The following is a 26613-nucleotide window of genomic DNA, read 5'->3' as shown; positions in this document are numbered from 1 at the left end:
GGCGCTCAGTCGCCGTACGGATTGAAATCGAAATACTGCTTCGCGATCCGGTCGTACGTACCGTCCTTCAGCATCGACGCGATCGCGCCGTCGATCGACGCCTTCAGCGCGGTATCCGACTGCCGCATGCCGATGCCGACGCCGCGATCGCCCATGTCGAGCGGCGCGCCGACGAATGCGAAACCCTTGCCGCGCGGCTGGCGCAGGAACCCGTAGTCGGCTTCCACGGTGCCGAGCAGCGCCGCGTCGAGGCGGCCGTTCACGAGATCGGCGAACACGTCGTCCTGGCTCTTGTACGGCACCACGCCGACGCCGGCCGGCGCCCAGTGCGCGAGCGCCCACGATTCGAATTGCGTGCCCGACTGCACGCCGACGCGCTTGCCGGCCAGCGACGCCGCCGTGCCGTCGAGCCCGCTGCCGGGCCGCGCGACGAGCCGCGACTTGAAGCGGAACAGCTTCGACGAGAACAGGATCTGCTTCTCGCGCTTCGCGGTGATCGCCATCGACGACAGGATCGCGTCGATCTTGCGCGCCTGCAGCGCGGGGATCATCCCGGAGAATTCGAGCTCGACCCACTGGCAGCGCAACTGCGCGCGGCGGCAGATCTCGTTGCCGAGATCGACGTCGAAGCCCTTCAGGCTGCCGTCGGGCGCCTTCGCGTCCATCGGCGGATAGGTCGGGTCGATGCCGAGCCGCACCACGTGCGCGTCGAGCGCATATGCGGACGTGGCCGCCAGGCCAATACACAGGAAAACGAGCGGGACGAGGAAACGTTTCATGGTCGACGACGGGCAGGAAGAGGAACGAACGGCATGAGCCGGACTGCCTGCGATCGTAGGGGCCGCGCGCGGCCGCCGGAACCATCGGCTGGCTTATCATGATCGGTATTTCCGATCACCGGCCTCGCTGCTTCCCATGGCGTTCACGCTGTCCCAGCTCCGCATCTTCCAGGCCGTCGTCGAACACGGCAGCCTGCGCGCGGCCGCACGCGCGCTCGATCTCGCGCAAAGCGGCGTCACGCAGCAACTGCAGGGCCTCGAGGCGACGCTCGGCGCGACGCTGTTCACGCGCACCAACCGCGGGATCGTGCCGACGGCCGTCGGCCAGCGGCTGCTCGCGCGCTCCGGTTCGATCCTCGGCGAATGCGAGCAGGTCGAGCGGGAAATCCGTCAGTTGAGCGGCGCCTACGAAGGCACCGTCACGCTCGGCCTCGTGACCGAGCCGCTGATCGACGCGTTCGCGCCGGTGCTGACCGCGTTCCGCGCGCGCTTCGACAAGGTGGACGTGCACCTGCGCACCGGCACGTCGCGGATGATGATCGGCTGGCTGCGCGAAAGCGCGGTCGATTTCGCGATCGCGCTGGTCGCGAAGCAGACCGACACGACCGATCTCGCGGTCACGCCGCTGCGCACGTCGGCGCCGGTGGTCGTCTGCCGCAACGGGCATCCGGCGATGCACGCGCAATCGCTTGCCGAGCTGGCCGACTACGGATGGGTGTCCACGCGCTCGCCGAACCTGAGCGCCGACCCGGTCGTCAACCGGCTGCTCGCGTACTTCGATGTGCACGGCCAGCCGCCGCCGAAGATTCTCGCGACCGTCGAAGGAATGTTCGAGACGCTGCAGATCGTCACGCAGACCGATTCCCTCGCGCTCGAAACCGAAGCGATCACGCGGCACGGGCCGTTCGCCGGCGCGCTCGTGAAGGTGCCGGTGCGAGAGCAGGCCGAAGCGCAGGACATCTGCCTGCTGCAGCGCGCGGCCGTGCCGCTGACGCCGGCCGCGCAGGAACTCGCGACGATGCTCGCGTCGTATCTGAGGGTGGTGCGCGGGCGGTAAGGCCGCCCGCCTCGCGCGTCAGTCCAGCGATTCCCGCGCCGTCTCGCGCAGCATCGCGACCGCGATCAGCGACAGCACCACGCACGCGGCCACGTAGCCGGCCGGCGCGAGCTTGCTGCCGGTCGTCTTCACGAGCCAGGTCGCGATCAGCTGCGCGGTGCCGCCGAAGATCGTCACCGCGAGCGCATACGCGATCGAGATGCCCGTCGCACGCACATGGCGCGGCAGCGACTCGCACATCAGCGCCATTTCCGACGCCGAGCCGAGCGAATAGAACAGCAGCATCAGCGCGGTCAGCGGCAGGATCACCGACAGCGTCGGATGATGGTTCATCAGCCAGAACGCCGGAAACAGCAGCGCGACCAGCACGCCGCGGCCGACGAAGATCGGCAGGCGGCGGCTGCCGAGCTGGTCCGACAGCCAGCCGAACAGCGGGCATGTGACCAGCATCACGCAGCCCGACGCGACGCCGACGAACATCGACAGCTTCATCGGCAGGCCGAGCGTATGGATCGCGTAGGTCGGCATGTAGAAGGTGAGGATGTAGGTCGACACCGTGCCGCCCATCACCGTGAGCATCAGCAGCAACACCGTGCGTGTGTGCTTCGAGAACAGCTCGCGCAGCACGCCGCGTTCGATGCCGTGATGGCGGTCGCCGGGCGAGTCGTCCGCGAGCCGGCGACGCAAAAACATCCCGACCGGCGCGATCAGCACGCCGACGAGAAACGGCAGCCGCCAGCCCCAGCCTTCCAGCGCGTCCTTCGTCATCGTGTTGGACAGCAACGCCGCGAACCCTGAACCCATCAGCGCGGCGCCGCCCTGCGTCGCGAGCTGCCAGCTCGCGCGGAACCCGCGACGCGACGTGCCGCCCTGTTCGAGCAGCGTCGACGTCGCCGCGCCGAATTCGCCGCCCTGCGAGAAACCCTGCAGCAAGCGCGCGAACACGACGAGCAGCGGCGCGGCGACGCCCACCTGCGCATAGGTCGGCGCGATCGCGATCAGGCCGGTGCCGAGCGCCATCAGCATGATCGTCAGGTTCAGCGCGGCCTTGCGCCCCTTGCGGTCCGCGTAGACGCCGAGCACGACGCTGCCGAGCGGCCGCGTGAAGAAGCCGGCGGCGAACGTCGCGACCGACAGCAGCAACGACGTGGTCGGGTCGCTCGACGGGAAGAACAGCTTGCCGATCAGCACCGCGAAGAAGCCGTACACGGTGAAATCGAAGAATTCCAGCCAGTTGCCGATCACGGCCGCGGCGATCGCGCCGCGCCGCGTGACGGCAGGCGCGCCCGGCGCGCCGGTGTCGGCGGCCTCCGCCGACGCGGGGTGCAGCGCGAGATGATCTTTCTGCATCGCTATCCTCTCCTGTCAATGCGGCCGGAAGCGCCGGCCGCCCGCCGCCGCCGCGATTACTGTCCGAGGTAACGCTCGACGAGGCGCGTCCAGAACGCCGCGCCGATCGGCAGGTTGCGATCGTTGAAGTCGTATTTCGGGTTGTGCACCATGCAGCCGTCCTCGCCTTCGCCGTTGCCGAGCCGCACGAACGAGCCCGGCCGCTGCTGCAGCATGAACGCGAAATCCTCGCTGCCCATCAGCAGGTCGGTCTGCTCGACCACGTGCGCATCGCCGACGAGTTCGCGCGCGACCTGCGCGGCGAAATCCGTTTCGGCATCCGTATTGACGACGACCGGATAGCCTTCGATGTACTCGACGTTCGCGCTCGCGCCGTAGCTTGCGGCCTGCGATTCGGCCAGCTCGGTGATGCGGCGCTTGAGCAGCGCGCGCACTTCCGGGCTGAACGAACGCACGCTGAGTTCGAGGCGCGCGCCGTTCGGAATCACGTTGTTCGCGGTGCCCGCGTGCATCGAGCCGACCGTGACGACTGCCGGCTGCGACGGGTCGACGTTGCGCGCGACGATCGTCTGCAGCGCCATCACGATGCTCGCCGCGACGACGACCGGATCGACCGTCAGATGCGGCCGCGCCGCGTGGCCGCCGACGCCCTCGATCGTGATGATCGCCTTGTCGCCGGCCGACATGAACGGGCCGCGCCGCGTGAGAAATACGCCTGGCGCCGCGCCCGGATGGTTGTGCATGCCGAACACGGCATCGCACGGGAAGCGCTCGAACAGGCCGTCGTCGATCATCTTCTTCGCGCCGCTGTCGACGCCGTGCTCTTCCGCCGGCTGGAAATACAGGTGCACGGTGCCCGAGAAGTTGCGCGTCTTCGCGAGATGCTGCGCGGCGCCGAGCAGCATCGTCGTGTGGCCGTCATGGCCGCATGCGTGCATCTTGCCGTGCGTACCGCTCGCATACGGCAGGCCGGTCGCCTCGACGATCGGCAGCGCATCCATGTCGGCGCGAATGCCGATGCTGCGCGTGCCGTCGCCCACCCGCAGCGTGCCGACCACGCCCGTCTTGCCGACCCCGCGCGTCACCTGCCAGCCCCATTGCTCGAGCTTGTCCGCGACGAGCGCGGCCGTGTCGTGCTCTTCGTACGCGAGTTCGGGGTGGTGATGGATGTGGTGACGGATCTCGCGCAGCCCGCCGGCGGCGGGCATCAGATCCTCGACTTCGGTGAAGCGGGTATTGGGGGTATCGGCGGTCATCAAGGGGCTCCTGCTGATTGTCAGCGTGTCTCGCACGCGGCGTTTGCATGCGGGAAAGCGAGCCACTATATCCAGCCGATATCGGTTCAATAAGATGCGGAATTTTTCACCGTGATAAGTGTTTTTAATCAGGGTTAGTACGGAGGCGCCGGTCCGGCTTGTAGTTTTCGATTGGGTACCCGCTACTGCGGCGTAAGACTACTTCTTGATTGCACTCAACTGCCGATCGAAGTCCGCGGGATCGAAGTAGTCTCGCCAAACCGTGATTCGATCATCGACAATGGTCAGGGTACCCATCACGGGAAGCGTGATTTTTCCGCCTGATTCGTGTTGAAAGACGTCGATCCGCTCATTGAGGACGACGTTTCCCGCTGCGGCGATATGGGTCACCGTCCAGTCGACCTTGAACGTCGTGCCGATCCCGAAGTCACTGTGGAATTGGCGAACATTGTCCCGTCCAACGATGTCGGGGAACGGAACGTTGTCGTAGAGGACATCATCGGAGAGCATCGACAGCGCGTCGTCGATGCGGTTTTCGGTCCAAAGCGAAAAGAATCGAAGCGCCACGGCCAAAACATCGGTAGTCATCTCGGCTCCTCAAAATGGGGGTGAAAAGCAGGCACGGTACATCGCGCACCAACTGGTGCGCCATGTACCGCCAGTCTTATTCTTGAACGAATGCCAGCAGTTCCGCGTTCAAGACACTCGCGTTGACGGTCAACATCCCATGGGAGAAGCCCGGGAACGTTTTCAGCTTGCCGTTCTTCAACAGTTTGATTGCCTTGAGCGCCGCGTCCTTGTACGGGACGATCTGGTCATCCTCGCCGTGAAGCACCAGCGTCGGCACGCCGATCAACTGGAGATCTTCGGTCTGGTCCGTTTCCGAAAACGCCTTGATACCCTCGTAGTGGGCTTGCGCGCTACCCATCATTCCCTGGCGCCACCAGTTCTGAATCACGCCCTGGTGAACGGTCGCGTCCGGACGATTGAACCCGTAGAACGGGCCCGCGGGCACGTCTACGAAGAACTGCGCGCGATTTTCAGCGAGCCCCTTGCGTAGCCCGTCGAAGACATCCAGCGGCAGGCCTTCGGGATTCGATGGCGTCTTCAGCATCAGCGGCGTCACGGCGCTCACGAGAATGGCCTTCGCGACACGCCCCGTCGGCTCGCCGTGCCTTGCAACATAGCGCGCCACTTCGCCCCCGCCGGTGGAATGGCCGATATGCACGGCATGCCTGAGGTCCAGTGTCTCGACGAGCGCAAACGCGTCCGCTGCGTAATGATCCATGTCGTGACCTTCTGCGACCTGCGACGAGCGCCCGTGTCCGCGCCGGTCGTGGGCAATGACGCGATACCCGTTCGCCAGGAAGAAGAGCATCTGGGTATCCCAGTCATCCGCGGAGAGCGGCCAGCCGTGATGGAACACGATCGGCTGAGCGTCCCGGGGGCCCCAGTCTTTATAGAAAATGTCTACGCCGTCCCGCGTGGTAATGAATGACATGATCGTGTTCCTTTCGTACGGTTGCAGGGAAGTAACGGATGCTGCGGAAGTCGTCGTCGCGGCCCGTGCGATCTCGCAGGGTGGTCGCCGGAATGCGGCCGGCAGGCGAAAAGCACGCCCGCGGGTGCCGTCCGATCTCGAGCCGCCTCAGGAAGGAGTGGTTACGTCGACGCCGCGAACGGGTAATCGATGTAGCCCTGCGCGTCTTGCGTGAACCATGTGGCCGGGTCGTCTGACGCGAGCGGAATCGCTTCGGCCAGACGCCGAGGGAAGTCCGGATTGGAAATGAACGGGCGCCCGAACGTAACGGCGTCGGCAACGCCCGCATCGAGTTCTGCCTGAGCTCGAGTGGCGTCGAAATCCGAGTTGAGCACCAGCGGTCCTTTGAAAGCCGGTCGAATTTTCGCCGCGAGCGGGTCGAGGTACCCGACGCCGAAACTGCCGTTCAGCGGAGGCTCGCGCAGTTCCAGGAACCCGATCCCTACCGCGGACAGCGCCTCGGCGGCCGCGATAAACAACGGCAAGGGATCGCTGTCGCGCACGCCCTGCGTTTCGCCGTTCGGAGACAGGCGAACGCTGGTACGGCCGGGACCCGCTACATCCGCGACGGCCCGGGTTGCCTCGATGAGCAGCCGGAGCCGATTCGAGATCGATCCGCCATACGCGTCACCGCGGAAGTTGGCACTGTCTCGCAGGAATTGATCGATCAGATAACCGTTCGACGCATGCAACTGTACGCCGTCGAAGCCAGCCTGCAGCGCATTCCGTGCCGCGGCGGCGAACTGCTCGATGATCGCGGGAATTTCGTTTGTCTCGAGTGCGCGTGCCTGCGTGTAGGGCTGCTTGCCCGAGTAGGTATGAGCGTGGCCGGGCGCCGTCGTCTCGGACGAGGAGACAGGCGGTGCGTCATCCAGAAAGCTCGGATGCACGACTCGCCCCATATGCCACAGCTGCGCAATGATGCGGCCGCCCGCTTCGTGCACGGCATCGGTCACCGTGCGCCAGCCGGCAATTTGCGCAGCTGTCCACAGCCCGGTGGCGTAAGGCCATCCCAGGCCCTGCCGGGAGATGCCGATCGCCTCCGAGATGATCAGCCCCGCGGAAGCACGCTGACTGTAATAGTCCGCCATCATCGCGGTCGGTACGTGTTCGCGCGTTCCCCGCGCACGCGTCATCGGCGCCATGAGGATACGGTTGGGCACGTCGATCGCACCGAGTCGCAAGGGATCAAACAGCGTAGGCACCCCAACCTCCTTCTTGTTTTCGCCAACGTGGAAATGCCGGCAACGCTTCACCCAGTTCAGACGAGGCGAGCGCCGCCGTCGACATGAATCGTCTCGCCGTTCATCGATCCATTGCTCATGAGGAACACCACTGCCGCGCCCACTTCTTCGGCGGTTCCCAACCGATGCAGCGGCAATTTGTCTTTCAATGCGTTGACATACGCGTCACGACCTTCGCCGAGCGTGCGAGCGAGCAACGGCGTGTCGGTGGTGCCGGGCGAAACGGTGTTGACACGGCGAGGCGCAAGTTCCAGAACCAGCCCCCTGGCCAGCGCCTCCATCGCGGCCGATGCCGACGCAAGAATGGCGGTGCCATAGGCATTGGGTCGGTCGGCCAACACGCCGGAAATAAACGTGACGGAGGCATCGGCCGCCAGGCGGTCACCCAGCGCGCGCAAAGTATGGACGGCGGCCCAAACGCGCTCATCGAACGCGCGTCGTAGATAGTCGACGTCCGCGTCGAGTACCTTGCCTGCCACGAAGGTTCCCGCGAGGAGAACGAGATGGTCGACGTGAGCGATGTCGGCCAGTGCCGAGACGATGGTTTCCGGCCGGGTCACGTCGGCGCTCCGCCAACCCGCGAATCCATTCTCGATGGCGACCTGTTCGGCGCCCTCCGGATTGAACCCGACCACCGTGACGCTTGCACCCGCGGCCTTGGCCTGTTTGGCCGCCGCAAGGCCGATTCCGGACGTTCCGCCGAAGATGAGGACGGACTTGCTCTTGAGTGAATGGGAATCGAAATCAGAGGTCATGGAGTGGGTCCCTGTCAGCCGGCGCAACTCGAAACGGCGCCGTGCAGAGACTCTATACTTGACGGCCGACATTGATAATCAGCGCCCGATTCGCTTCTATATTTCCGCCATGGAACAAATCAGCCTGGACCGTCTCACCGGTCTCATCGCATTTAGCCGCGCGGCATCGTTGGGAAGCTATTCGGCTGCGGCGCGGGCGCTTGGCGTCACGCCTTCCGCGATAAGCAAAAGTATCCAGCGTCTGGAGCGTCACTTCGAGATCAAACTGTTCAACCGCACGACACGGTCATTGACGCTGACTCAGGAGGGGCGCGACCTGCATGAACGCACGCTGCGCCTGCTGTCGGAAATGGAAGCGATCGAACAGGCCGCTGCCTCGGCGCGATCCGAGCCTGCGGGCATCCTGAAAGTGACCGCGCCGCTGCCGATCGGGGTTCATCTCATCGCGCCCGCCCTACCCGCGTTTCGCCAGCGCTTTCCCAAGCTGTCGATCGACCTGCGCCTGGGCGATCATTTCGTCGACCTCGTCGGTGAAGGTATCGATGTGGCTGTTCGCGTCGGGGATCTCGCGGGCTCTCGTTTGGTCTCGCGAGCGCTTTCGCCTCACTACATCGGCGCCTATGCGTCTCCGGACTACCTCGCCAGACGCGGTGTTCCCAGCCATCCTGACGACCTCGTGGATCATGATTGCGTGAACTTTCGCTTTCAAAGTTCGGGGCAAGTGCTTCGCTGGACGTTTGCCACGGACGAAGGGCCGCTCAGCCTCACGCCGGATGCGGGCATCGTCGTCGATACCAGCGATGCGGTGGCTGCCGTCATGGCGGCTGGCGGAGGCGTGGGAATTTCGCCGACGTATGTCGCGGCATCGTACGTCCGGCGCGGGGAACTCGTGCCGATCCTCACCGAGTTCGTCGAACCGCGCTCCACTATCACCGCCCTTTGGCCGGAGAGCCGCCGTAGTAGCCCGAACGTCAAAGTATTGCTGGCATACCTCAAGAAGGTTTTCGCTTCGTATGCGGCAGAGCATTGACGGGCAGCCGATGGTTTTCGGACTACCTGGAGGAGCGGCCGAAGCGATCTTTCGACGGAACGATTCCGGCAGCCACGGCGAATGACGCGAAACAGCTCTTCGCTCATCGCAACCACATCCTTGCGGTCCTTCCGCGCAAGTTCGACGTTCTACTCTGAGCCGGCCATACCGACCACAGTTGCCCCAAGGCCTTTCGTCCATTGAGGGAGGGCCATGCCGACGCCGCCCGCGGCGGCATCGGCGGCGCACGCTCCACGGCAACGGACCGTCGCCCGCCGATCGCTTCAGCAACGCGTGCTTTCATCCGGTGATCAGTCGCGGCGCTTCCCGTGAACCTGCTGTACGGTCACCGTGCCCTTTTTATCGCCAAAATGCGCGATCACGTAGTTCGAGACAGCCGCCACATCAGCATCCGAGTACACACTTCCGAATGACGGCATCATGTGGGTCTGTCCATTGATCTGCACATTCGTTCCATGGAGCAGCACCTGCATCAGCGCTGTACCCGATGGATCGTTGACCGCACGACTGCCGACGAGGTCGGCATACGGCGATTGCCGTCCTGCACCGTTCCATTGATGGCATCCCGCGCAGTCCGCGGCAAACAGACGTCGACCACGACCATTTTCGTCGCGGGCGCTTTCCCCCGGCAGGACCGGATTCGACGCGCGCGCAGCGGCCGGCGCAAGCTCAACGGGGCCTGCACCGCCACCCTTCACAGGCGTTATCCCGCGAAGGTATGCGACCAACGCGCCGATGTCGTTTGACGTCAAATGTTGAAGACTATGCTCGACGACCTCCGCCATCGGGCCCGCCGCGGAACTGCGGCCGCGCGCATGCCCTGTCGATAGATAGCCGGCAATCTGCTCGTCCCGCCATGCGCCAATGCCGTAAAGATCGTCCTGCGTCGTGTTATACGCTTTCCAGCCATCGATGTCGGCACCCGACAGATACGCGCGGGATTGCATCGCAAATCCGGCATTTCGTGGCGTATGACATTCGCCGCAGTGCCCGAGCGGCCCTGCCAGATACGCGCCGCGATTCCACTCGACGCTTTTCGCTGGATCGGGCCTGAATCGCTGCTCGTGGAAGAAGATCGCATTCCAGAACGCCATGCCCCAACGCTGGTTGAACGGAAACGCGAGCGTATTGAGCGGCGCAGCCTGTCGCACCGGTGCCAGGGAAAGCAGATACGTCTTGATATCCAGCACGTCTTCGCGGCTCATTGCCGTATATGACGTATAAGGCATCGCCGGATACAGGTGCCCGGCCCGACCGACACCCTGACGCACCGCCCTGACGAACGCGTCGTCAGTCCAGTCGCCTATGCCGGTTTCCTTGTCGGGCGTGAGGTTGGTGGAATAGATCTTTCCGAACGGCAGGTCGAACGCGCGTCCGCCCGCATAGGGCGTGCCGCCCGGAGCCGTATGACATGCGACGCAATCCGCCGCCCGCGCGAGGTAGGCGCCGCGCGCGACACCTGCCGGTAGATCCGCCGGCACGCCCGCGAAAGGCGACACCGGTTCGGGCCCGGACGGTCGAAGCGCGGTGTATGCGAACCATCCTGCAGCGACGAGAATGACCAGCAGTCCAAAGCAAGCGATCCGGCGAAGGATCTTCATGGTGTCAATTCGTTTCAAGTCGATATTCCCGTTCAAGCTGCGAGCACGTCGTCACGCAAAGGCAATGCGCGAATCCGCCGGCCGGTGATGGCAGCAAGCGCATTCGCCACGGCCGGCGCCGGAAGCGGCGTGCCGGGCTCGCCGATGCCCGTAGGCGCGGCAGTCGACGACACCATGTACACCTCGACTCGCGGCATCGCATTCATACGCAGAATCGGATAGTCGTGGAAATTGCTTTCCTGGACTTGTCCCTGCTTGAACGTTATCGCTTGATGCAGGAACGAAAGGCCGAGCGCGGCAGCGCCCTCGATCTGGGAGGCAACAATGTCAGGGTTGATCACCGTGCCGCAGTCGACGGCACATACGATCCGGTCTACGGAGTAGGAGCCGTCCTGGCGCAGCGTGACTTCGGCTACCTGAGCGACGTGCGTACCAAACGACGCGTGGACGGCAATGCCTCTCGCTCGCCGGTCGCCGGGTTTCGATGCAGGCAGCGGCTTGCCCCACCCTGCCTTTTCGACGGCGAGATCGAGCACACCGAGGTCGCGTGGGCTTGACTGCAACAGTTGCCGTCGAAACGCATAGGGATCTTTCCCGGCCGCCGCGGCCAGTTCATCGATCATCGTCTCGACCACGAACGCGGTGTGCGTATGCCCTACCGACCGAAGCCACGCCACGGGTATCGCGAACGCGTTGTAGCTATGCTGCTCCACCCGGAAATTCGGAATCGCATAGCCCGTGTCGGCCGCTCCTTCCACGAGGTTATCGTCGACCGTCGTGGGATCGGGCGACGGCATGAAGCTCTGCCCGACGATACGATGGTGCCAGGATGCCAGCTGTCCGGACGCATCGACGATCGCACGCACACGATGGACGGTCAGCGGGCGATATTGAACACCGCGCATGTCGTCTTCGCGCATCCACACCATTTTTATCGGCGCGTCGATGCCCGCTTTACGGGCAGCAATCGCAATGCGAACGGCTTCGCGGACAAAATCCGATCGCGGATTGGCGCGCCTGCCGAAACTCCCCCTGCGTAGAGCTGATGCAGCTGGACCTGGTTCAGCGCGAAGCCAAGTTCCTTCGCGGCTGCATTGCTATCTCCGGTGTGCCATTGCTCACCGTTCCAGATTTCGCAGCGGTCCTTCGTCAAATGCACGACGCAGTTGAGCGGCTCCATCGGCGCATGTGCCAGATAGGGCTGCTCATAGATCGCGTCGATCACCTTGGCACCGCTGGGTGTGCCGTCCAGCACCTTGCCGCGCGCCTTCGCCACCACGCCCGGCGTACCGGCCAGTTCGCGAAACTTCCCGACGATCATGAAAGAATCCGCGGTCAGCGCACCGCGCTCGTCCCACTCGATCTTCAGCGCGTCCCTTCCCTGACGGGCCGCCCACGTGTTACGGGCAAGTACCGCCGCACCACCCTGAATCTCGTCGTCACCTGGAACCCGCACCACCGCGACCACGCCGGGGACGGCCAGCGCCTTGGCGCTATCGATACTGCGTATCTTTGCCCACAACTTCGGAGGATGCGCGATCGCGGCGACGAGCATGCCCGGAAGTCGAATGTCCTGCGTGTAGATCGCACTGCCGTTGACCTTGGCGGGAACGTCCAAGCGACGCGTACCGTTCTTGCCGATGAATCGGAACCGGGCGTGATCCTTGAGCACGACTTCCTTGGGGATCGGTTCCGCGGAAGCCGCGGCCACCAGACTACCGTACGTTGCCCGGCGTCCCGAACGCGGGTGAACGACGACGCCGTTCTCTACCACGAGTTCGTTCCGAGGCACACCGAACCGTTTGGCTGCGGCGGCAACGAACATGGTCCGCGCGGTGGCTGCCGCGTGCCTCATTTGAACCCAGGCGCCAGCCATCGCCGTGCTGCCGCCGGTCGCCTGCACCTTGAACCCTCGCGCCGCGAGGACGGGATTGATGTAATGCTCCACATCGGCAGGCGCCCCCGTCACGGTGATGTCACTCAAGCTCACGTCGAGCTCCTCGGCGGCGAGCGTAGCCAGTCCCGTAAACGTCCCTTGGCCCATTTCGAGGTAACTCGAGATCACGGTCACCTTGCCATCCGCGGCAACGCGGATAAATGCATTGGGCTCGAAAGACAACCGTGCCGTCGACTTTCCGATCACGGCCGCCGCGCGGGCCGTGCCTCCGTGGAAGCTGAGCGCAAGCGTGAACGCCGCCATGCTGCCCAGAAAGTTGCGGCGAGACATTGCGATGGAGGGACTGTCGCTCACAGTCGATTCCGCGTCTTCGTTCGGAACACCGGCGTGGTTCGTCATGGATTGCTTCCTGTTTTTTGTCACGAGCGTCGTGATAGCCGAGGATCCTGGCTGGCGTTACGCTCGCGCTGCGAGCACATTCGCGGCCTTGTGTATGGCAGCACGAATCCGGACATAGGTGCCGCATCGGCACGCGTTTCCGCTCATTGCTGCGTCGATATCGTCGTCGGTCGGACGCGGCTTCGTGGAAAGCAACGCGATCGCCGACATGATCTGCCCGGACTGGCAATAGCCGCACTGAGGCACCTGGTGCTCGATCCAGGCGGCCTGCAGCGCTTGGCCTATGCGCAATTGCTCGGCGGCTTCGATCGTCGTTACCTTGCGACCTGCAACATTCGCAAGCGGTGTCACACACGATCGAATCGGACTGCCATCGACGAGAACGGTACACGCGCCACACAGCGCCATGCCGCACCCGAACTTCGTCCCCGTCAGCCCGAGCTCGTCGCGCAAATACCAAAGCACCGGCATACTCGGATCGCCATCAAACGAACGAGTCTCACCATTGACCGCAAGCTTTACCATGACGCCATCCGTATCTGAGATTTACGCAAGCCTCGATGCTACGGTTATGCGGCCTGCGCTGAACCTTGAATTGTTGAATGCGGCCATGAGCAGAATTGATTAATCCGCGTTGGCCAAGCACGCTGTGAAGCGCTGTGTTGGCGTACGCTCGAACCGCTTCGGCAGGAAGCACCTTCGGCGCCGATGCCGCTGACACTGCTTTCCAGCAGCCGGCGCTTCGGGCAATTCCGCCAGCCTTTGCTGGCGGCGCAGCTTCGGAGGCGAACGGCGTACGTGCCGCCAAAACCGGGTCAGTCGAGCTTTTCGGTCTTCTTCAGGCGCGCACCATTACCAATGAGCAATGCCGAAAGAACGAGCAACACGACCCCGCCCATCAACGGAGCGAACACGCCGATGCGATCGACGAGTTCTCCTCCTAGCGCGCCGCCCAGCATGATCGCCAGCTGAATCGATCCGACCATCAAGCCCCCACCGCTTTCGGGCTCGTCGTCGATTTCCTTCGCCAGCCAGGTGGACCACGTGACGGGAATCGCTGCATTCACGGCGCCCCAGCCGATCATCATCGTCGCGGCGCCCGCGAACAGGTGGCCGAACTGCACCAATCCCAGCGTCGCGGCGGCGAGCGCAATCGGCAACCAGCGCAACAGAGGGTAAACATGGTTGCGGTGCAGCATCGTGCCCGCGAAATGGGTGCCAGCAAAACCGGCCACGCCCAATCCGAGCAATAGCATCGACAGTTGATTGGCGTCTGCTCCGGTTACCGCTTCCAGAAACGGACGGAAGTAGGTGAACGTCCCGTAGGAGCCGGCGAAGGTGAGCATGACCGCAACCATTCCGACCGCAACGTTTCGGCGCTTCAGCAGTCCGAACAACCGGGTGATGGGAATGGCTGCTCGGGGGGGCATGCTCGGCAGGCTTACCGCTTGCCATACCAGATTCACCAGTACCAAAGGCACCAGCGCAGCAAATACGAATCTCCAACCCAAATGGCCACCGACGTACGCGCCAATCGGAGCAGCAAAGGCTGTCGCGATCGCATTACCCATATAGATCGTTCCGAGCGCCTTGGGTACGCGTTGTGCCGGCACCAGTTGAATCACCGTGGCTGTGGACAACGACCAGAAACCTCCGACCGCAAGCCCCAGGAACGCCCGCGCAATCATCAGCACCGCGAAGTTCGGCGACACGGCGATCAGCACGATCGATATCAGCATCAGAACCGTCATGCTCATCAACACATGCCGACGATCGAAACGCCCGGCGAGCGGCGCGACGAACAAGCTGGCCAGGACGGCGAAGAAACCGGAAATCGAGATCGCCTGACCAGCGATGCCCTCGGTTGCATTCAAGTCATGCGCAATCGGCGTCAGCAAGCTGACCGGCATGAACTCCGAGGCGATCAGCATCGCCACACACAGCGCCATGGCGCCTACCGCGCTTCCTGTCTGGCGCGGCGAGGAAACGAATGAAGAAGATGAAGGGGTCATGATGTTCGCTCCCAAAAATGCAGGACGCAGCAACGCCAACCCATCCGGCGCGCGGATGAAGCATTGGTGCATCTCAACGGAGGTATTGGCTACCGACGGCTCGACGTGAGCGACAGGAATGCATCGCTAGCGGCCCCGGCTTCGAAGCCCATAATAGGTCGAGGAGGCCATTGGCGAATACGCCGATTCCGGAATAGACCGATGAATCGGATTGATAAATCCGACGATGAGCACGTGCTGGATTGCTCAACCACTTCGACGTGAACAGCTACTTCGTGTGTCGAAGTGCGTCGATCAGAACGTGCATCGCTCGCGAAATCTCGCGCTGAGCCGAGTAGTAGATGTGATATCCGGGGGACGTGCGCCACCATGGTTTCAACACCGACACCAATCTCCCGGTTTCGAGATGGGGTTGCGCCAGGTCCTCGTGGAGGTAGGCCAGCCCGTAACCAGACAGTGCCGCGTTCAACACCTGGTAAATGCCGTTGAATACGAGCCGCCCGTCGGCCCGGACATTCACTTTTCGCTGACCTTTACCGAGTTCCCATGCGCACAGGTTTCCCAAGGTCGGAAGGCGAAGGTTGATGCAATCGTGACAGACCAGATCCTGCGGCTTGGTCGGCACTGGTTTCGAAGCGAAATACGACGGCGCAGCCACGATCGCGAAACGTTGGTCGGGTCCAATGCGGACGGCAGAGATATCTTTCGACAACTCGTCGCCGAGACGCACCCCAAAGTCGTACCGGCTCTGGACGATATCGGTCAACGCATAGTCGGCGTTCACCTCCACCTTGATCTGCGGATACAACGCGAGGATCTTCGCAAGGCGCGGCCAGAGCAACGTATCGATGGCATGCTCCGGCGCTGTGATGCGGATCGTTCCTGCTGGAACGTCCCGCATTTCAATGATGCTCTTGAGCTCCGCTTCAATGTCGTTGAACCTGGGCTCGACGACCTGCAGCAATCGTTCTCCAGCTTCGGTCACGGATACGCTTCGGGTGGTACGTGTAAGCAAGCGCACACCCAACCGCGTCTCCATTCCGCGAATCGTATGGCTGAGCATCGACTGCGAGATACCCAACTGCGCGGCCGCACGAGTAAAGCTACGTTCGCGCGCAACCGCAATCAATGCGAGCAACTCGCTGTAGTTTTCCCGTGACATTTATCGATTCCATGCAGAGGGACGCGACGTCTTCACCTGCAATCTGGCCCGCGCAGACGAGAAGAGCGCTCGCACACTAATGCGCATGACGCAACGCGGATACAAGAAGGGCCATCGCTCCCGACGGTTGTCGCCGGCTGGGATAGTACAGATAGAACCCACCCCAAGACGGACACCAGTCCGTCAAGACCGGTATCAAGTGCTGCGCCTTGATATACGGTTCGGCGAGATCTTCCGGAACATACGCTAGCCCAAGCCCCGCCACCGCACCGGCCAGGCATTCGTAAATGTCGTTGCACGCCAACTGACCGTCGACGCGAACATTGACCGGTCGTCCGCCTTTTTCGAACTCCCACGCCCATAATCCGCCATGCGCCATCAGTCGCAAGTTCACGCAGCTATGGTGTACGAGATCACCGGGTGTCCGAGGCACTGCATGGGTGGCAAAGTACCGCTTCGTGCCCACGACGGTGAAGCGAACGTCAGGACCGATTTGAACGGCGATCATATCCTGCGCAATCGCTTCGCCAAGCCGGACTCCGGCATCGAACTGCTCGGCCACGAGGTCGACAAAGCGATTGTCGATACTCAGCTCGACCTTGATATCAGGATATTTGGGCAGAAACTCTTTCAGCTTGGGAGCGAGAATCGTCCGGCTCGGATAGTCCGGTGCGGTGAGGCGAATGGAGCCCCTCGGGCTGCCACCGAGATCCGACAGAGCGGACATCTCCGCGTCGATTTCCTTCAAGCGCGGCGCAACGATGTGAAGGAGCCGCTCGCCTACTTCAGTCGGCGTGACGGTACGCGAATTTCGCGCGAGCAGTCGAGCGCCGAGCCGCTCCTCCAGCGCACGAACTGCGTGACTGACTGCGGACTGGGACACACCCAACTGCACGGCAGCTCGAGTAAAACTTTTCGCGCGAGCAACGGCGATGAGTGCCGTCAACCCGCCAAAGGAATCGCGCAGTGTACTGTCTTCCATGATCGATCATCCACCGTCTCGTCATTGACAGCACCATACCATCGCCATATCCAACACGCAGCCAATTCCTTTCCACTAGCGCTCCCCGAAGCAGCGCCTCGCCCCGCATCGCCGCAACGAGCGGCCACGGTCGTACGCCGAACCATTTCACTTGTCCGCGTCGCCGCCGAACGCAACATGAGACGTGGGCTGGGCCGCGGTGTGCATGCCTGCAACCTCTCGCGATGCTGCTTGTGCATCGTCAACCCACGTACGTGGGTTCGCACGCGCCGGGTTGAAGCCCGCAGCTGCATATTGGTTCGCTTCCTGAAGGACTTGTTCACGAGTCGGGCCGTTCGACACCGACTGAGCCGACGCAAACAACGGTGCAAGCATACCGAGTGCAATAGCAAAAACACCAAGATGGATTTTCAAGGTATGGACTCCATAATAATTGCGATGATTTGGCCAAGGCCATCTGGCGCCTATCTTCGCCACGAGCAGTGGGGAACCCTCCCCGGAGGGTGGAATTGCCTCAAACCAATCTGCGATGGCTTGTACGCGCCAGGCTCGATGTCTCTCTACCCATGCACATCCGAAGCCGCCCGCTTATTGTGTGTGGATTGATATCAATGGCGACGTGTTGACCTACGCTTCGAACGATACGTTCGGCGCTCGACGGGATCAAGCTACGCGCTTGCTAAGACCTATGCACTGTATTAATAAATCGTCCCTCCAGCCCGTGAAACCTTGTTCAATGACGCATCTGCCCGGACGACCTTTAGACTGCTGCTTGCAGCCTTCGCCGCAAGCGCGCTAATTTCAGTGCCCAACCCGATAGATGCGGCCGCTATGCACCCCCTCCACGCTGCGCCGATACGCCATTGCCACACGTGTCGCGGGCACGCCTTCGTAACCGGGAAAGAACGGCCCGAACCGTTCCGCGGATTCGATCAGCATGGTGGGACTGACCGCATTGATTCGGATACCCCGACGAAAATCGCACGCAGCGGCACGCACGAACCCTTCAATTCCGGCATTCGACGCCGCAGCGTGAGCACCCTGCGCAATCGGATCATCGACGGCGATGCCGGACGTCAGCGTGATCGAGCCGCCATCGCTCAGGTAATGCTGCCCCACCAGCGCGACGCGCACCTGACCGAGCAGCTTGTCCTGCAGACCTCGATGGAAATCGGCCGCCGTCATCTTTTCGATTGGGGCGAGCACAACATTGCCTGCGGCGACGACGATCGCATCGACGCGCCCGACCTGCTCGAACAGCGAACCGACGCTGTCGTCACGCGTGATGTCGACCTGATGGTCTCCGCGGGTGCGGCCAACGCGAATGATTTCATGCTTGCCATCACGCGCAAGCTCATCTGCCGCGGCACGACCGACGTCCCCGCCGGCACCGATTACGACGATCTTCATCGAACACTCCTTTTCGCGTTCAGGTTGGAACGTCGCCATTCTTCACCGAACCGGGAACCCCATAAATATGCTCTAATTTCCGATACTCCTAACCTACAGTTCGCAATATGGACAGACTGCGTGTCATGGAAACCTTCGTTGCCGTCGTCGAAGGCGGCAACTTCACCGAGGCGGCGCGGCGGCTGGAAATCTCGGCGGTCATGGTCGGCAAATATGTGCGCGAACTGGAGGAGCGTCTCGCTGCGCGCCTGCTCGAGCGCACTACCCGGCGCCAGAACCTGACCGATGCCGGTCGCGTGTTCTACGAAGACGCCAAGCGCGCGCTCGAACACATGCGCATCGCCGAAACGTCGGTCGAACGGCTACGCGCGTCGCCCTCCGGTACGTTGCGAATCAGCGCGCCGATCACCTTCGGCGCCTGTGTCATCGCGCCGCTCGCCGCGACTTTCCGGCAGCGGTATCCGCTCGTGCGTGTCGAGCTCGAATTGAGCAATCGCAACGTCGACCTGATCGACGAGGGTTTCGATCTGGCGATCCGCATCGGCGAACTGGGTGATGCCGACCTCGTTGCAAGGCCGCTGACCCGGTATCGCATGGTGATCTGCGCGTCGCCGGGCTATCTCGCTCAGTACGGGCGTCCGCAAACGCCACAGGACCTGAGCGCGCATCACTGCCTGTTCCACACGGTATGGAGCAGCCGAAACGGCTGGAAGCTCGGGGACGACGACAGCACGCACTTTTCGGCTGAATCGGGGTTCACTTGCAATGACGGCAACGGCCTGCGGATGGCCGCCATCGCAGGCGCGGGATTGCTGCTGCAACCCGAAGTCCTGGTGAGCCACGATCTGGCGAGCGGCGCGCTGGTACAGGTGCTGCAAGGTTACGAGCCGAAGCCGCACCCCGTTCATATCGTGTATCGACAAGACCGGCGCCCGCTGCCGAAGCTCACCCGCTTCGTCGCGCATTTGCTCGAGCATGTGACGGAGCGCGACGCGTCGTAGCGTGCTTTTCGGTTCGACGACGTGCACGAAGATGCGTTGGTCGGACAAACGTCTTCGCCGATTCCGAATGACACGGTTTTGTCGGCGGCTTCACGTTTCGCGACCTCCTCCCCGCGCTATGCAAATCCGTACAACTTCGCCGGGTTCGTGACGAATATCCGCTGCTGCCAGTCCGGCCGCCCGATCCAGCCGGCGATCACGTCCAGCAAGCTTGCGTCGTCCGGCTTGTCCGTCTTCTGCGTCGGGTGCGGCCAGTCGGTGCCCCACAGCATGCGCTCCGGCGCCATGTCGATCAGCGCCTTCGCGACCGGCGCGACGTCGTCGTAGGCGGGCGCGCCCGTCTTGCTGTCGACGTACGGCCCCGACAACGTGATCCACGTATGGCCCTTTTCGACGAGGCGTTGCGCGGTACGAAACGCGGCCGACGACAGCCCGCCGGGCTGCGGCACATGCGCGATATGGTCGATGACGAGCGGGCAAGGCAGCGCTGCAAGATGCGGCTCCAGCTCAGGCAACCGCGCACCCTGCACCACCAGCTCGATGTGCCATCCGAGGTTCGCGATGCGCGCGGCGAGCGGCGCCAGCATGTCGAGCGTCGTCGCGCCCGGATAGCTGAGGTTGAACCGGATCGCACGGATGCCGCCGCGATCGAGCGCCCGAAGTTCGTCGTCGCTCACGGTGGCGTCGACCACGGCGACGCCACGCGCGTCGGCGCCGAACTGCGCGATCGCCGCCAGCGTGCAGCGATTGTCCGTCCCGTACGTCGACGGCGTCACGACCACGTTGCGCTTCACGCCGATACGCGCCTGCACGCTTCGGTATTGCGCGACGGTCGCATTCGGCGGCCGCAGCGTCGTACCCGGCGCGACCGGGAACCGGTCGTCGTAGATGTGCATGTGACAGTCGATCGCCCCGTCGGGCAACCGGAACGCCGGCCGCTCGGTGCCGCTCGACCACGTTTCGTCGGCCGCGGCCAGCCTCGGCAATGCAGCCGAAGCCAGCGTCGCGCCGGCGATCCGGAGGAACCCGCGTCTCGCGATGCGCGCCATGATCAGATGGTCCCCGTCTTGCCGACCAGCTTGCCGGCCGCATGATTGCGCGTGAGCAGCAACAGCGTCGCGACGCTGACGAGCGTGAGGATCGCGAGCGGCATCAAGGCGAGCGCGTAGCTGCCCGTCGCCGCCTTCACCCACCCGTACACGTTCACCATCAGCCCGCCGCCGAGCAGGTTCGCGATCGCGTTGACCGTCGCGAGCCCAGCGGCCACGGTGCTGTTGGACAGCATGTCGGTCGCGAGCGCCCAGAACGGGCCCTTGAACGAATATGCGCCGACCAGCACCGCGCAGAGCATGCAGACCGTGGGCAGCAGCGATCCGCTCAGCGACGTCGCGAACAGGCCCACGCCGATCAGCAGCATCGGCACGACCGTGTGCCAGCGGCGTTCGCCGACGCGGTCCGAGCGCCGGCCCCAGTAGACCATCAGGATCGAGGCCACCGCGTACGGCACCGAGTTCAGCAGGCCGGTTTCCATGACGGTCAAGCCGAACGACTTCAGCAACTGCGGCTGCCACACGGACAGCGTGCTGCCTGCCGCGGAAGCACACGTGTCGACGAGCGCGAGGCACAGCACGTAGCGGTTGCGGAACAGCTGCGCAAGCGGCAGCGACGGCACCTTCTTGCGTGTCTTGTGGCCGGCGGCCAGCGCGTTCGAGAGCCACGCGCGCTCGTCGTCGTCGAGCCACCTCGCGTTCTCCGGCTTGTTCGTCAGCATGAACAGGCACGCGATGCCGAGCAGCACGGTGGGAATGCCTTCGAGAATGAACAGCCACTGCCAGCCGCGCAGGCCCCAGACACCGTCCATCTGCAACAGCAGCGCGGAAATCGGCGAGCCGATGAAGCTCGCGGCCGGAATCGCGACCATGAACGTCGCGACGATCCGCGCCCGGTACTGCGCGGGAATCCAGTACGACAAATACAGCAGCACGCCCGGGAAGAAGCCGGCCTCGGCCGCGCCCAGCAGGAAACGCAGCACGTAGAACGTCGTCGCGTTGTGCACGAGCGCGGTCGCCGCCGACACGATGCCCCACGTGATCATGATCCGCGCGATCCAGATCCGCGCGCCGTATTTCTGCAGCGCGAGATTGCTCGGCACTTCGAAAAAGAAGTATGAAATGAAGAACAGGCTGCTGCCGAAACCGAAGACCTGCGCCGACATCCCGAGGTCGTGGTTCATCTGCAGCGACGCCATCCCCACGTTGCCCCGGTCAATGAAGGCAAGCAGGTAGCAGATCATCAAGAAGGGAATGAGTCGCCAGACGACCTTTCGTATGGTCCGGCGCTCGATCGCGGACGCTTCCATGAAACCGGCTTGCATGTTGTCTCCGTTTATTGTGCGCCTGAGCGCGTTCCTGTGAACCGTTGCCACGCGATGACCGCCACGACGCCGCACGCCAGCACGGCGGCCATGGCGGCGAAGGTGTGTCGCACGCCGAGCGCCTCCGATGCGCTGCCGACGAGCAGGTAACCGAACGGCATCGTGCCGTTGTAGGCCATGCCGTACATCCCGACGAGCCCGCCGCGCACGTGCTCCGGGCACTGCCGCTGAATCGTCGCGTTCGTCGACGTGGCCGCGAACGTGAGGCTGAAGCCGAGCGCATAGAACGCGGGAATCGATCCCGCCGCATCGGTCGTCGCGGCCAGTACGGCCAGCGCGCCGACTGCCGTCCACGGTGCATAGGCGATGAACCGGCGCGACGCGCGCGGCCCGAACGCCGACGACAGCAGCACCGCCGCGCTCAACGAGCCGGCGCCGGCGCACGCGAAGAACACGCCGGTAAAGCGCGCCGCGTCGTGAAAGCCCTGGTCCGCGAGCAGCGGCACGAGCGTCTGGTAGCTGCCGGCGAACAAGCCGATGCACGCGAGAATCGGCAGATAGCGGGCCGAGAACGCATCGGACAGCACGTAGCCGACCGCGTCGCGCAGGCCGCTTTCCGCGCGCGACGGGCGGTCCACCGTCGCGGTCCGGATCGACCGCACGCACGCCGCCATGAAGCACAGCGCGAGCGCATAGATCGCAAACGACGTCCGGGGCCCGAGCGTCGGATAGACGAATCCGGCGATGGTCGGGCCGACCATGCGCCCGACGTTGTAGACCATCGTGTTCATCGCGACCGCGTTGGACGTGTGCGTCGCATCCTGCAGGCTCGTCAGCAGCAGCACCTGCCGCGCCGGCGTTTCCACCGCGCTCGACACGCCGATCGCCAGCGCATGCGCGAGGATCAGCTTCACGCCGAGCAGGCCGAGCAGCGACAACGTGAAGAGGCTGCCCGTCAGCAGCAGCGACGTCGTCAGCACGCAGAGCGTCACGCGGCGCGCGTTGGCCGAGCCGATGCGGGAGCCCGCCACCGGTGCGACGATCAACTGCGGCCCGTACAGCAGGAAGTTGAGCAGCGCGAGGATCGCCGCCGAGCCGGACAGGTGATAGATCAGCAGATTCAGCGTGACGTTCTGCGTCCAGCTGCCGAGCACCGACGCGACCTGCCCGCTCAGGTAGCGCCGCAGCGATGCCTCCGTCAGCGCGGGAAACAGCCTGTTCACCCACCCCGCTTGCGTCGCCACGTTCATGACAGCGCCTTTCCGCGCGTTTCGGGCGCGAACAGCACGACCGCGGCCGCGGCGACGAACGCGACGATCGTCGTCGCGAGCCCGAGCACGAAGCCGCCCGACGTCGACGCCAGCGCACCGATGATCAGCGGCGCGATGAAGCCGCCGAGCCGGCCGCCGTTGTACGCGAGACCCATGAAGAAGCCGCGCGATGCCGTGTTGCCGATGATCTCCGCGAGGAACGGGCCGGCACCCGCGAAGATCCCGTTCACGCTGAAGCCGGTCAGAAAGATCGCAGTCGTCAGCAGCAACGGATTCGCCGACACGATGTACACGCCGACGGCCAGCGCGCCGACCAGCAGGTAGGCCAGGAACATCGGCCGCCGGCCGAGCCGGTCGACCCACGCAGAGAACAGCAGGAACCCGGTGATCGCGCCGAACTGCAACGCCAGCACGAACTTCAGGCTATGCACGAAGTCGAGGTGCTTCACCGTGATGAGGAACGTCGGCGTCCACGTGAATACGCCCCAATAGAGATACTGCAGAAAGAAGATGAAGCAGAAGGCGGTGAGCAGGCCGCGCACGTTCAGCTTCTCGTGACCGGCCGTGTCGGGCTTGCGAGCCTGCGGCTTCGCGTGCCGGCGTTCGAGCCAGATCGGCGACTCCGGCGTCTTGCGCGCGACCCAGAACAGAATGAAGAACGGCGACGCACCGATCAGGAACAGCAGACGCCAGCTGTCGCCGCCCAATCCGCCATGCGTGGCGCCGACGATGCCCGAGATCGCGATCGCGATCGCGAGAATCGCGCCGATCGGCAAGCCCATCTGCATCAGCGCGCCGCCTTTGCCGCGCCGGCTCGGATGCCAGGTCTCCGCGATGAGCGCCGCGCCGGCGGTCCAAGTCCCGCCCATGCCGAGCGCGCCGAAAAAGCGCAACGTGGCGAACGCGTGCGCATCGGGCGCAAATGCGATCAGGCCGGAAAACAGCGAGTAGATGCCGACGCACAGCAGCGCGGTGCGCACGCGCCCGATCCGGTCGGACACGAAGCCGAACAGAATGCCGCCGATGATCTGTCCGGCCGCCGTGACGCTCGTGAACATGCCGAGCTGCGCCTTGTTCAGCCCGAACTGCAACGCGAGCGTCGGCAGCAGCAGCGACAGCAGGAACGAGTCGTAGCTCTCGAACGTCCAGCCGAGCCCCGCGAGCGACAGCGAACGCCACTCGATACCGGTCACGCGCGTGAGCCCTTTTTCAGCGGCTGCGGACTCCATGTCCTGCGTCGCCGCGGTTGCACTCGTCTTCATGGGTTGTCTCCGGGATTCGCGATGCGATACGTCGAGGCGGCCGTCCGGCTGAACAGCGCGGCCTTTTCGTCGGCCGACATCGCGGACGCGAGTCGTTTGAAGGCGTTCCACAGCACGCGATAGCTGAACATCCCCTTGTCGACGGGGAAGTTGCTTTCGAACATGCAGCGATCGACGCCGAAAAGCTCGACGCAGGTGTCGAAATACGGCTGCCACGCGGCCGCCAGGTCCTGCGACGACGGCGGCAGCTCGCGCGCGGCGAAGTCGAAACCGAACACGGTCATGCCCGCACCGCCGAGCTTCATGCGCGTGTTCGGCAGCGCGGCGAGACGCGCGAGCTGCTGCTTCCACTGCGCATGCACTTCGGCACGCCGGCCGGCATGCGGCCCCACGCCGACGGGGCCGCCAAAGTGGTCGATGACGACGATGACGTCCTCGGACGCGCGCGCGAGTTCGTACAGGTCGTCGAGCTGCGTGTGATAGACCCACGTGTCGAGCGACAGTCCGTAACGGCCGAGCGTCGTCACGCCCTGCCTGAAAGCCTGCTCCGACATCCGGTCGCGCGGCGGCGTCACCGGGCTCGACCGCACGTCGGGGCTCGCATGCCACGCGAGCGGATTGCGGATGCCGCGCAATCGCCCGCCGGACACCTGCAGCATCGTGTCGAGCACCGCCTCGAGTTCCGTGCCGAGCGACAGATCGGCGCCGCCGACGATGGCCTCGCAACAGCGCGTGGGGCCGTATGCGCCGCTGTCGAACATCGCGGCAATGCCGCTCGCGAATGCCACTTCGCCCACCGGCTTGAACGCCTCCGGCCCGCTTGCGCGCAACATCGATCGACACTGCACGTAGACCGTCGACACGACCCGATGCCCGCTGCGCACGTCCGCGCCGAACTCGTCCGCGAGATAGCGACCGGTCTGGCGGTCCCACAGGTGGTGATGGGCGTCGACGATGGCGAGTTCGGGTTCGAGCACCGGCTCGTCGCGCAATGCGAGCCACTCGGGCCTGACCGGCAGATGGGGCGCGTGAACGGTCTGCATCGCACTCGCCTCAGAACTTCTGGCGCATGCCGATCACCACACCCGTCTGGTTGTGATCGGGCGCGACCGTGCCATAGCCGTTCACGCCGAGCGCGGAACCGCCCTTGTTGCGCGCGAAACCCGCCGTCGCATAGATATCGGTGCGCTTCGACAGCAGATAGTCCGCACAGAGCACGGCGAGCCACGGGTCGGCACTCGTCGAATGCACGTCCTGGTAATAGGCCGTCGCCGTGACCACGAACGCGGGCGACACCGCGTATTGCGCGCCGGCCCAGTACAGGTTCGCCGTGCTGGCTTCGGCGCCGTTCGCGACACGGATCGGGTTCGCCGGCAGGAACGCATTCGACGCACGAAGGTAGCGATAACCGGCGAATCCCTTCACCGGTCCGATCGCATACGACGCGGCGGCCGTGGCGCGCCGCTCGGTGCCCGTGTTGGTCGCGACGGTGTTGCTGTTGCGCTGCTCGTACGACACGCTCGCGGCGAGCGGCCCTTGCGAGAAAGTCAGCGCCCCGCTGAAGAAGCGGCCGGTGAGTTGCGCGCCCGGCACCTCGGCGCCGTACCCGGTGTCGTAGCGGGTGCTATACATGGCCTGCGCCGTCAGTGGGCCGAACACGCCGGTGTACTTCAGCGAGTTGTCGATGCGCGCGGCCGCCGCGTAGTCGACCGACAGCACCGAGTATCGCGACGACGCGCCCATCGGGTCGAAGGCCACGGCCTGTTCGTAAAAGAGCGCGTTCTGGCGGCCGAACGTCAGTTGCTGACCCCGGTACGCCAGCCCGACCCACGCCTGCCGGCCGAAAATCCGCGACGTCGTGGCGGCGTTCGAACCGAGACCTTTCGTCGACTGCGCGGTCGTGCCGTCATTGATGTTGAAGCCGTTTTCCAGCTGGAAAATGGCCTTCATGCCGCCGCCGAGATCCTCGACGCCCTTCAGTCCCCAGCGCGAACCGGACAGATTGCCCGACGCTTCGCGCGTCTGCGCGCCGCCGGTATTCGTATTGTTGATGTGTTCGACGCCGACATCGGCAATGCCGTACAGCGTGACGCTGCCTTGCGCATGCGCGGCAACGCACCACGAGGCCGCGCTCGCGACGGTGACGGCGCCGAGCATGAAGCGGGGTTTCGGGCGGGAATTCTGGCTGGCCTGATTCGACAACATGAAGT

At 64.1% G+C, this 26613-nt stretch carries 23 protein-coding genes and 1 pseudogene; 3 read left to right on the top strand and 21 right to left on the bottom strand.

What is annotated here, in order from left to right:
- Window positions 1–5: 5 nt before the first annotated feature.
- On the bottom strand, window positions 6–779 hold the full coding sequence (locus tag BLS50_RS26535) for a transporter substrate-binding domain-containing protein (protein ID WP_011546833.1): 774 nt from the start codon (window positions 777–779) through the stop codon (window positions 6–8).
- A 136-nt stretch (window positions 780–915) separates the two neighbouring features.
- On the opposite strand from BLS50_RS26535, the gene BLS50_RS26530 reads away from it, so the two are divergent.
- On the top strand, window positions 916–1836 hold the full coding sequence (locus BLS50_RS26530) for a LysR family transcriptional regulator (protein ID WP_074805314.1): 921 nt from the start codon (window positions 916–918) through the stop codon (window positions 1834–1836).
- A gap of 18 nt (window positions 1837–1854) precedes the next feature.
- Here the strand turns inward: BLS50_RS26530 and BLS50_RS26525 are convergent, their stop codons facing one another.
- From BLS50_RS26525 to BLS50_RS26500, 6 genes are all read right to left on the bottom strand, one after another.
- The gene (locus BLS50_RS26525) at window positions 1855–3186 is read right to left on the bottom strand and encodes an MFS transporter (RefSeq protein ID WP_074805310.1); all 1332 of its coding nucleotides are present in this window, start codon (window positions 3184–3186) and stop codon (window positions 1855–1857) included.
- A gap of 56 nt (window positions 3187–3242) precedes the next feature.
- Window positions 3243–4442, bottom strand: coding sequence for a M20 aminoacylase family protein (locus tag BLS50_RS26520; RefSeq protein WP_074805306.1), 1200 nt, complete (start codon window positions 4440–4442; stop codon window positions 3243–3245).
- 198 nt (window positions 4443–4640) lie between these two features.
- The gene (locus BLS50_RS26515) at window positions 4641–5030 is read right to left on the bottom strand and encodes a limonene-1,2-epoxide hydrolase family protein (RefSeq protein ID WP_027806613.1); all 390 of its coding nucleotides are present in this window, start codon (window positions 5028–5030) and stop codon (window positions 4641–4643) included.
- A 76-nt stretch (window positions 5031–5106) separates the two neighbouring features.
- The gene (locus tag BLS50_RS26510; protein ID WP_011546828.1) at window positions 5107–5943 is read right to left on the bottom strand and encodes an alpha/beta fold hydrolase; all 837 of its coding nucleotides are present in this window, start codon (window positions 5941–5943) and stop codon (window positions 5107–5109) included.
- A gap of 161 nt (window positions 5944–6104) precedes the next feature.
- Window positions 6105–7187 carry an alkene reductase gene (locus BLS50_RS26505; RefSeq protein WP_074805303.1) on the bottom strand — a complete coding sequence of 361 codons (1083 nt, stop codon included), beginning with the start codon at window positions 7185–7187 and terminating at the stop codon, window positions 6105–6107.
- Between the two features lie 56 nt (window positions 7188–7243).
- On the bottom strand, window positions 7244–7981 hold the full coding sequence (locus BLS50_RS26500; RefSeq protein ID WP_011546826.1) for an SDR family oxidoreductase: 738 nt from the start codon (window positions 7979–7981) through the stop codon (window positions 7244–7246).
- Window positions 7982–8090: 109 nt separating this feature from the next.
- On the opposite strand from BLS50_RS26500, the gene BLS50_RS26495 reads away from it, so the two are divergent.
- Window positions 8091–9011, top strand: coding sequence for a LysR family transcriptional regulator (locus tag BLS50_RS26495; RefSeq protein WP_074806735.1), 921 nt, complete (start codon window positions 8091–8093; stop codon window positions 9009–9011).
- A gap of 311 nt (window positions 9012–9322) precedes the next feature.
- Here the strand turns inward: BLS50_RS26495 and BLS50_RS26490 are convergent, their stop codons facing one another.
- The 8 genes and pseudogenes from BLS50_RS26490 to BLS50_RS26455 all read right to left on the bottom strand — a co-directional run bounded on the left by BLS50_RS26490 (window position 9323) and on the right by BLS50_RS26455 (window position 18495).
- Window positions 9323–10633 carry a cytochrome c gene (locus tag BLS50_RS26490; RefSeq protein ID WP_011546824.1) on the bottom strand — a complete coding sequence of 437 codons (1311 nt, stop codon included), beginning with the start codon at window positions 10631–10633 and terminating at the stop codon, window positions 9323–9325.
- A gap of 32 nt (window positions 10634–10665) precedes the next feature.
- Window positions 10666–12929: pseudogene (locus BLS50_RS36570) on the bottom strand (xanthine dehydrogenase family protein molybdopterin-binding subunit).
- Between the two features lie 57 nt (window positions 12930–12986).
- Window positions 12987–13454 (bottom strand): (2Fe-2S)-binding protein, encoded by a 468-nt coding sequence (locus BLS50_RS26480; RefSeq protein WP_074805300.1) that lies wholly within the window; start codon window positions 13452–13454, stop codon window positions 12987–12989.
- Between the two features lie 290 nt (window positions 13455–13744).
- The gene (locus BLS50_RS26475) at window positions 13745–14941 is read right to left on the bottom strand and encodes an MFS transporter (protein ID WP_176934305.1); all 1197 of its coding nucleotides are present in this window, start codon (window positions 14939–14941) and stop codon (window positions 13745–13747) included.
- A gap of 268 nt (window positions 14942–15209) precedes the next feature.
- Window positions 15210–16103 carry a LysR family transcriptional regulator gene (locus BLS50_RS26470; protein WP_074805294.1) on the bottom strand — a complete coding sequence of 298 codons (894 nt, stop codon included), beginning with the start codon at window positions 16101–16103 and terminating at the stop codon, window positions 15210–15212.
- Window positions 16104–16179: 76 nt separating this feature from the next.
- On the bottom strand, window positions 16180–17085 hold the full coding sequence (locus tag BLS50_RS26465) for a LysR family transcriptional regulator (RefSeq protein ID WP_012339327.1): 906 nt from the start codon (window positions 17083–17085) through the stop codon (window positions 16180–16182).
- Between the two features lie 147 nt (window positions 17086–17232).
- Window positions 17233–17499, bottom strand: coding sequence for a DUF4148 domain-containing protein (locus BLS50_RS26460; protein WP_234044041.1), 267 nt, complete (start codon window positions 17497–17499; stop codon window positions 17233–17235).
- A 387-nt stretch (window positions 17500–17886) separates the two neighbouring features.
- A complete protein-coding gene (locus tag BLS50_RS26455; protein WP_074805289.1) occupies window positions 17887–18495 on the bottom strand; it encodes a short chain dehydrogenase in 609 nt (202 codons plus the stop codon).
- 107 nt (window positions 18496–18602) lie between these two features.
- On the opposite strand from BLS50_RS26455, the gene BLS50_RS26450 reads away from it, so the two are divergent.
- Entirely contained in the window at window positions 18603–19496 is an 894-nt protein-coding gene (locus BLS50_RS26450) for a LysR substrate-binding domain-containing protein (RefSeq protein WP_074805286.1), read from the top strand.
- Between the two features lie 116 nt (window positions 19497–19612).
- Here the strand turns inward: BLS50_RS26450 and BLS50_RS26445 are convergent, their stop codons facing one another.
- The 6 genes from BLS50_RS26445 to BLS50_RS26420 are packed head-to-tail and all read right to left on the bottom strand — an operon-like array spanning window position 19613 to window position 26608.
- Window positions 19613–20545 carry an amidohydrolase family protein gene (locus BLS50_RS26445; protein ID WP_074805284.1) on the bottom strand — a complete coding sequence of 311 codons (933 nt, stop codon included), beginning with the start codon at window positions 20543–20545 and terminating at the stop codon, window positions 19613–19615.
- Between the two features lie 2 nt (window positions 20546–20547).
- On the bottom strand, window positions 20548–21870 hold the full coding sequence (locus BLS50_RS26440) for an MFS transporter (protein WP_074805281.1): 1323 nt from the start codon (window positions 21868–21870) through the stop codon (window positions 20548–20550).
- Between the two features lie 11 nt (window positions 21871–21881).
- Complete coding sequence (locus BLS50_RS26435) at window positions 21882–23120, bottom strand: MFS transporter (protein ID WP_012339322.1); 1239 nt, start codon at window positions 23118–23120, stop codon at window positions 21882–21884.
- Window positions 23117–24403, bottom strand: a complete 1287-nt coding sequence (locus tag BLS50_RS26430; RefSeq protein ID WP_074805278.1) for an MFS transporter — start codon at window positions 24401–24403, stop codon at window positions 23117–23119. The genes BLS50_RS26435 and BLS50_RS26430 overlap by 4 nt, the downstream gene beginning before the upstream one ends.
- Window positions 24400–25446 (bottom strand): amidohydrolase family protein, encoded by a 1047-nt coding sequence (locus BLS50_RS26425; protein WP_074805275.1) that lies wholly within the window; start codon window positions 25444–25446, stop codon window positions 24400–24402. The genes BLS50_RS26430 and BLS50_RS26425 overlap by 4 nt, the downstream gene beginning before the upstream one ends.
- A 10-nt stretch (window positions 25447–25456) precedes the next feature.
- On the bottom strand, window positions 25457–26608 hold the full coding sequence (locus BLS50_RS26420) for a porin (RefSeq protein ID WP_074805272.1): 1152 nt from the start codon (window positions 26606–26608) through the stop codon (window positions 25457–25459).
- Window positions 26609–26613 lie beyond the last annotated feature (5 nt).

The organism is Burkholderia orbicola, assembly GCF_900100915.1.
Taxonomy (GTDB): Bacteria; Pseudomonadota; Gammaproteobacteria; order Burkholderiales; family Burkholderiaceae; genus Burkholderia; species Burkholderia orbicola.
Note: the sequence above shows the minus strand (reverse complement) of the source record. Positions and strands in the feature narration are given on the sequence as shown.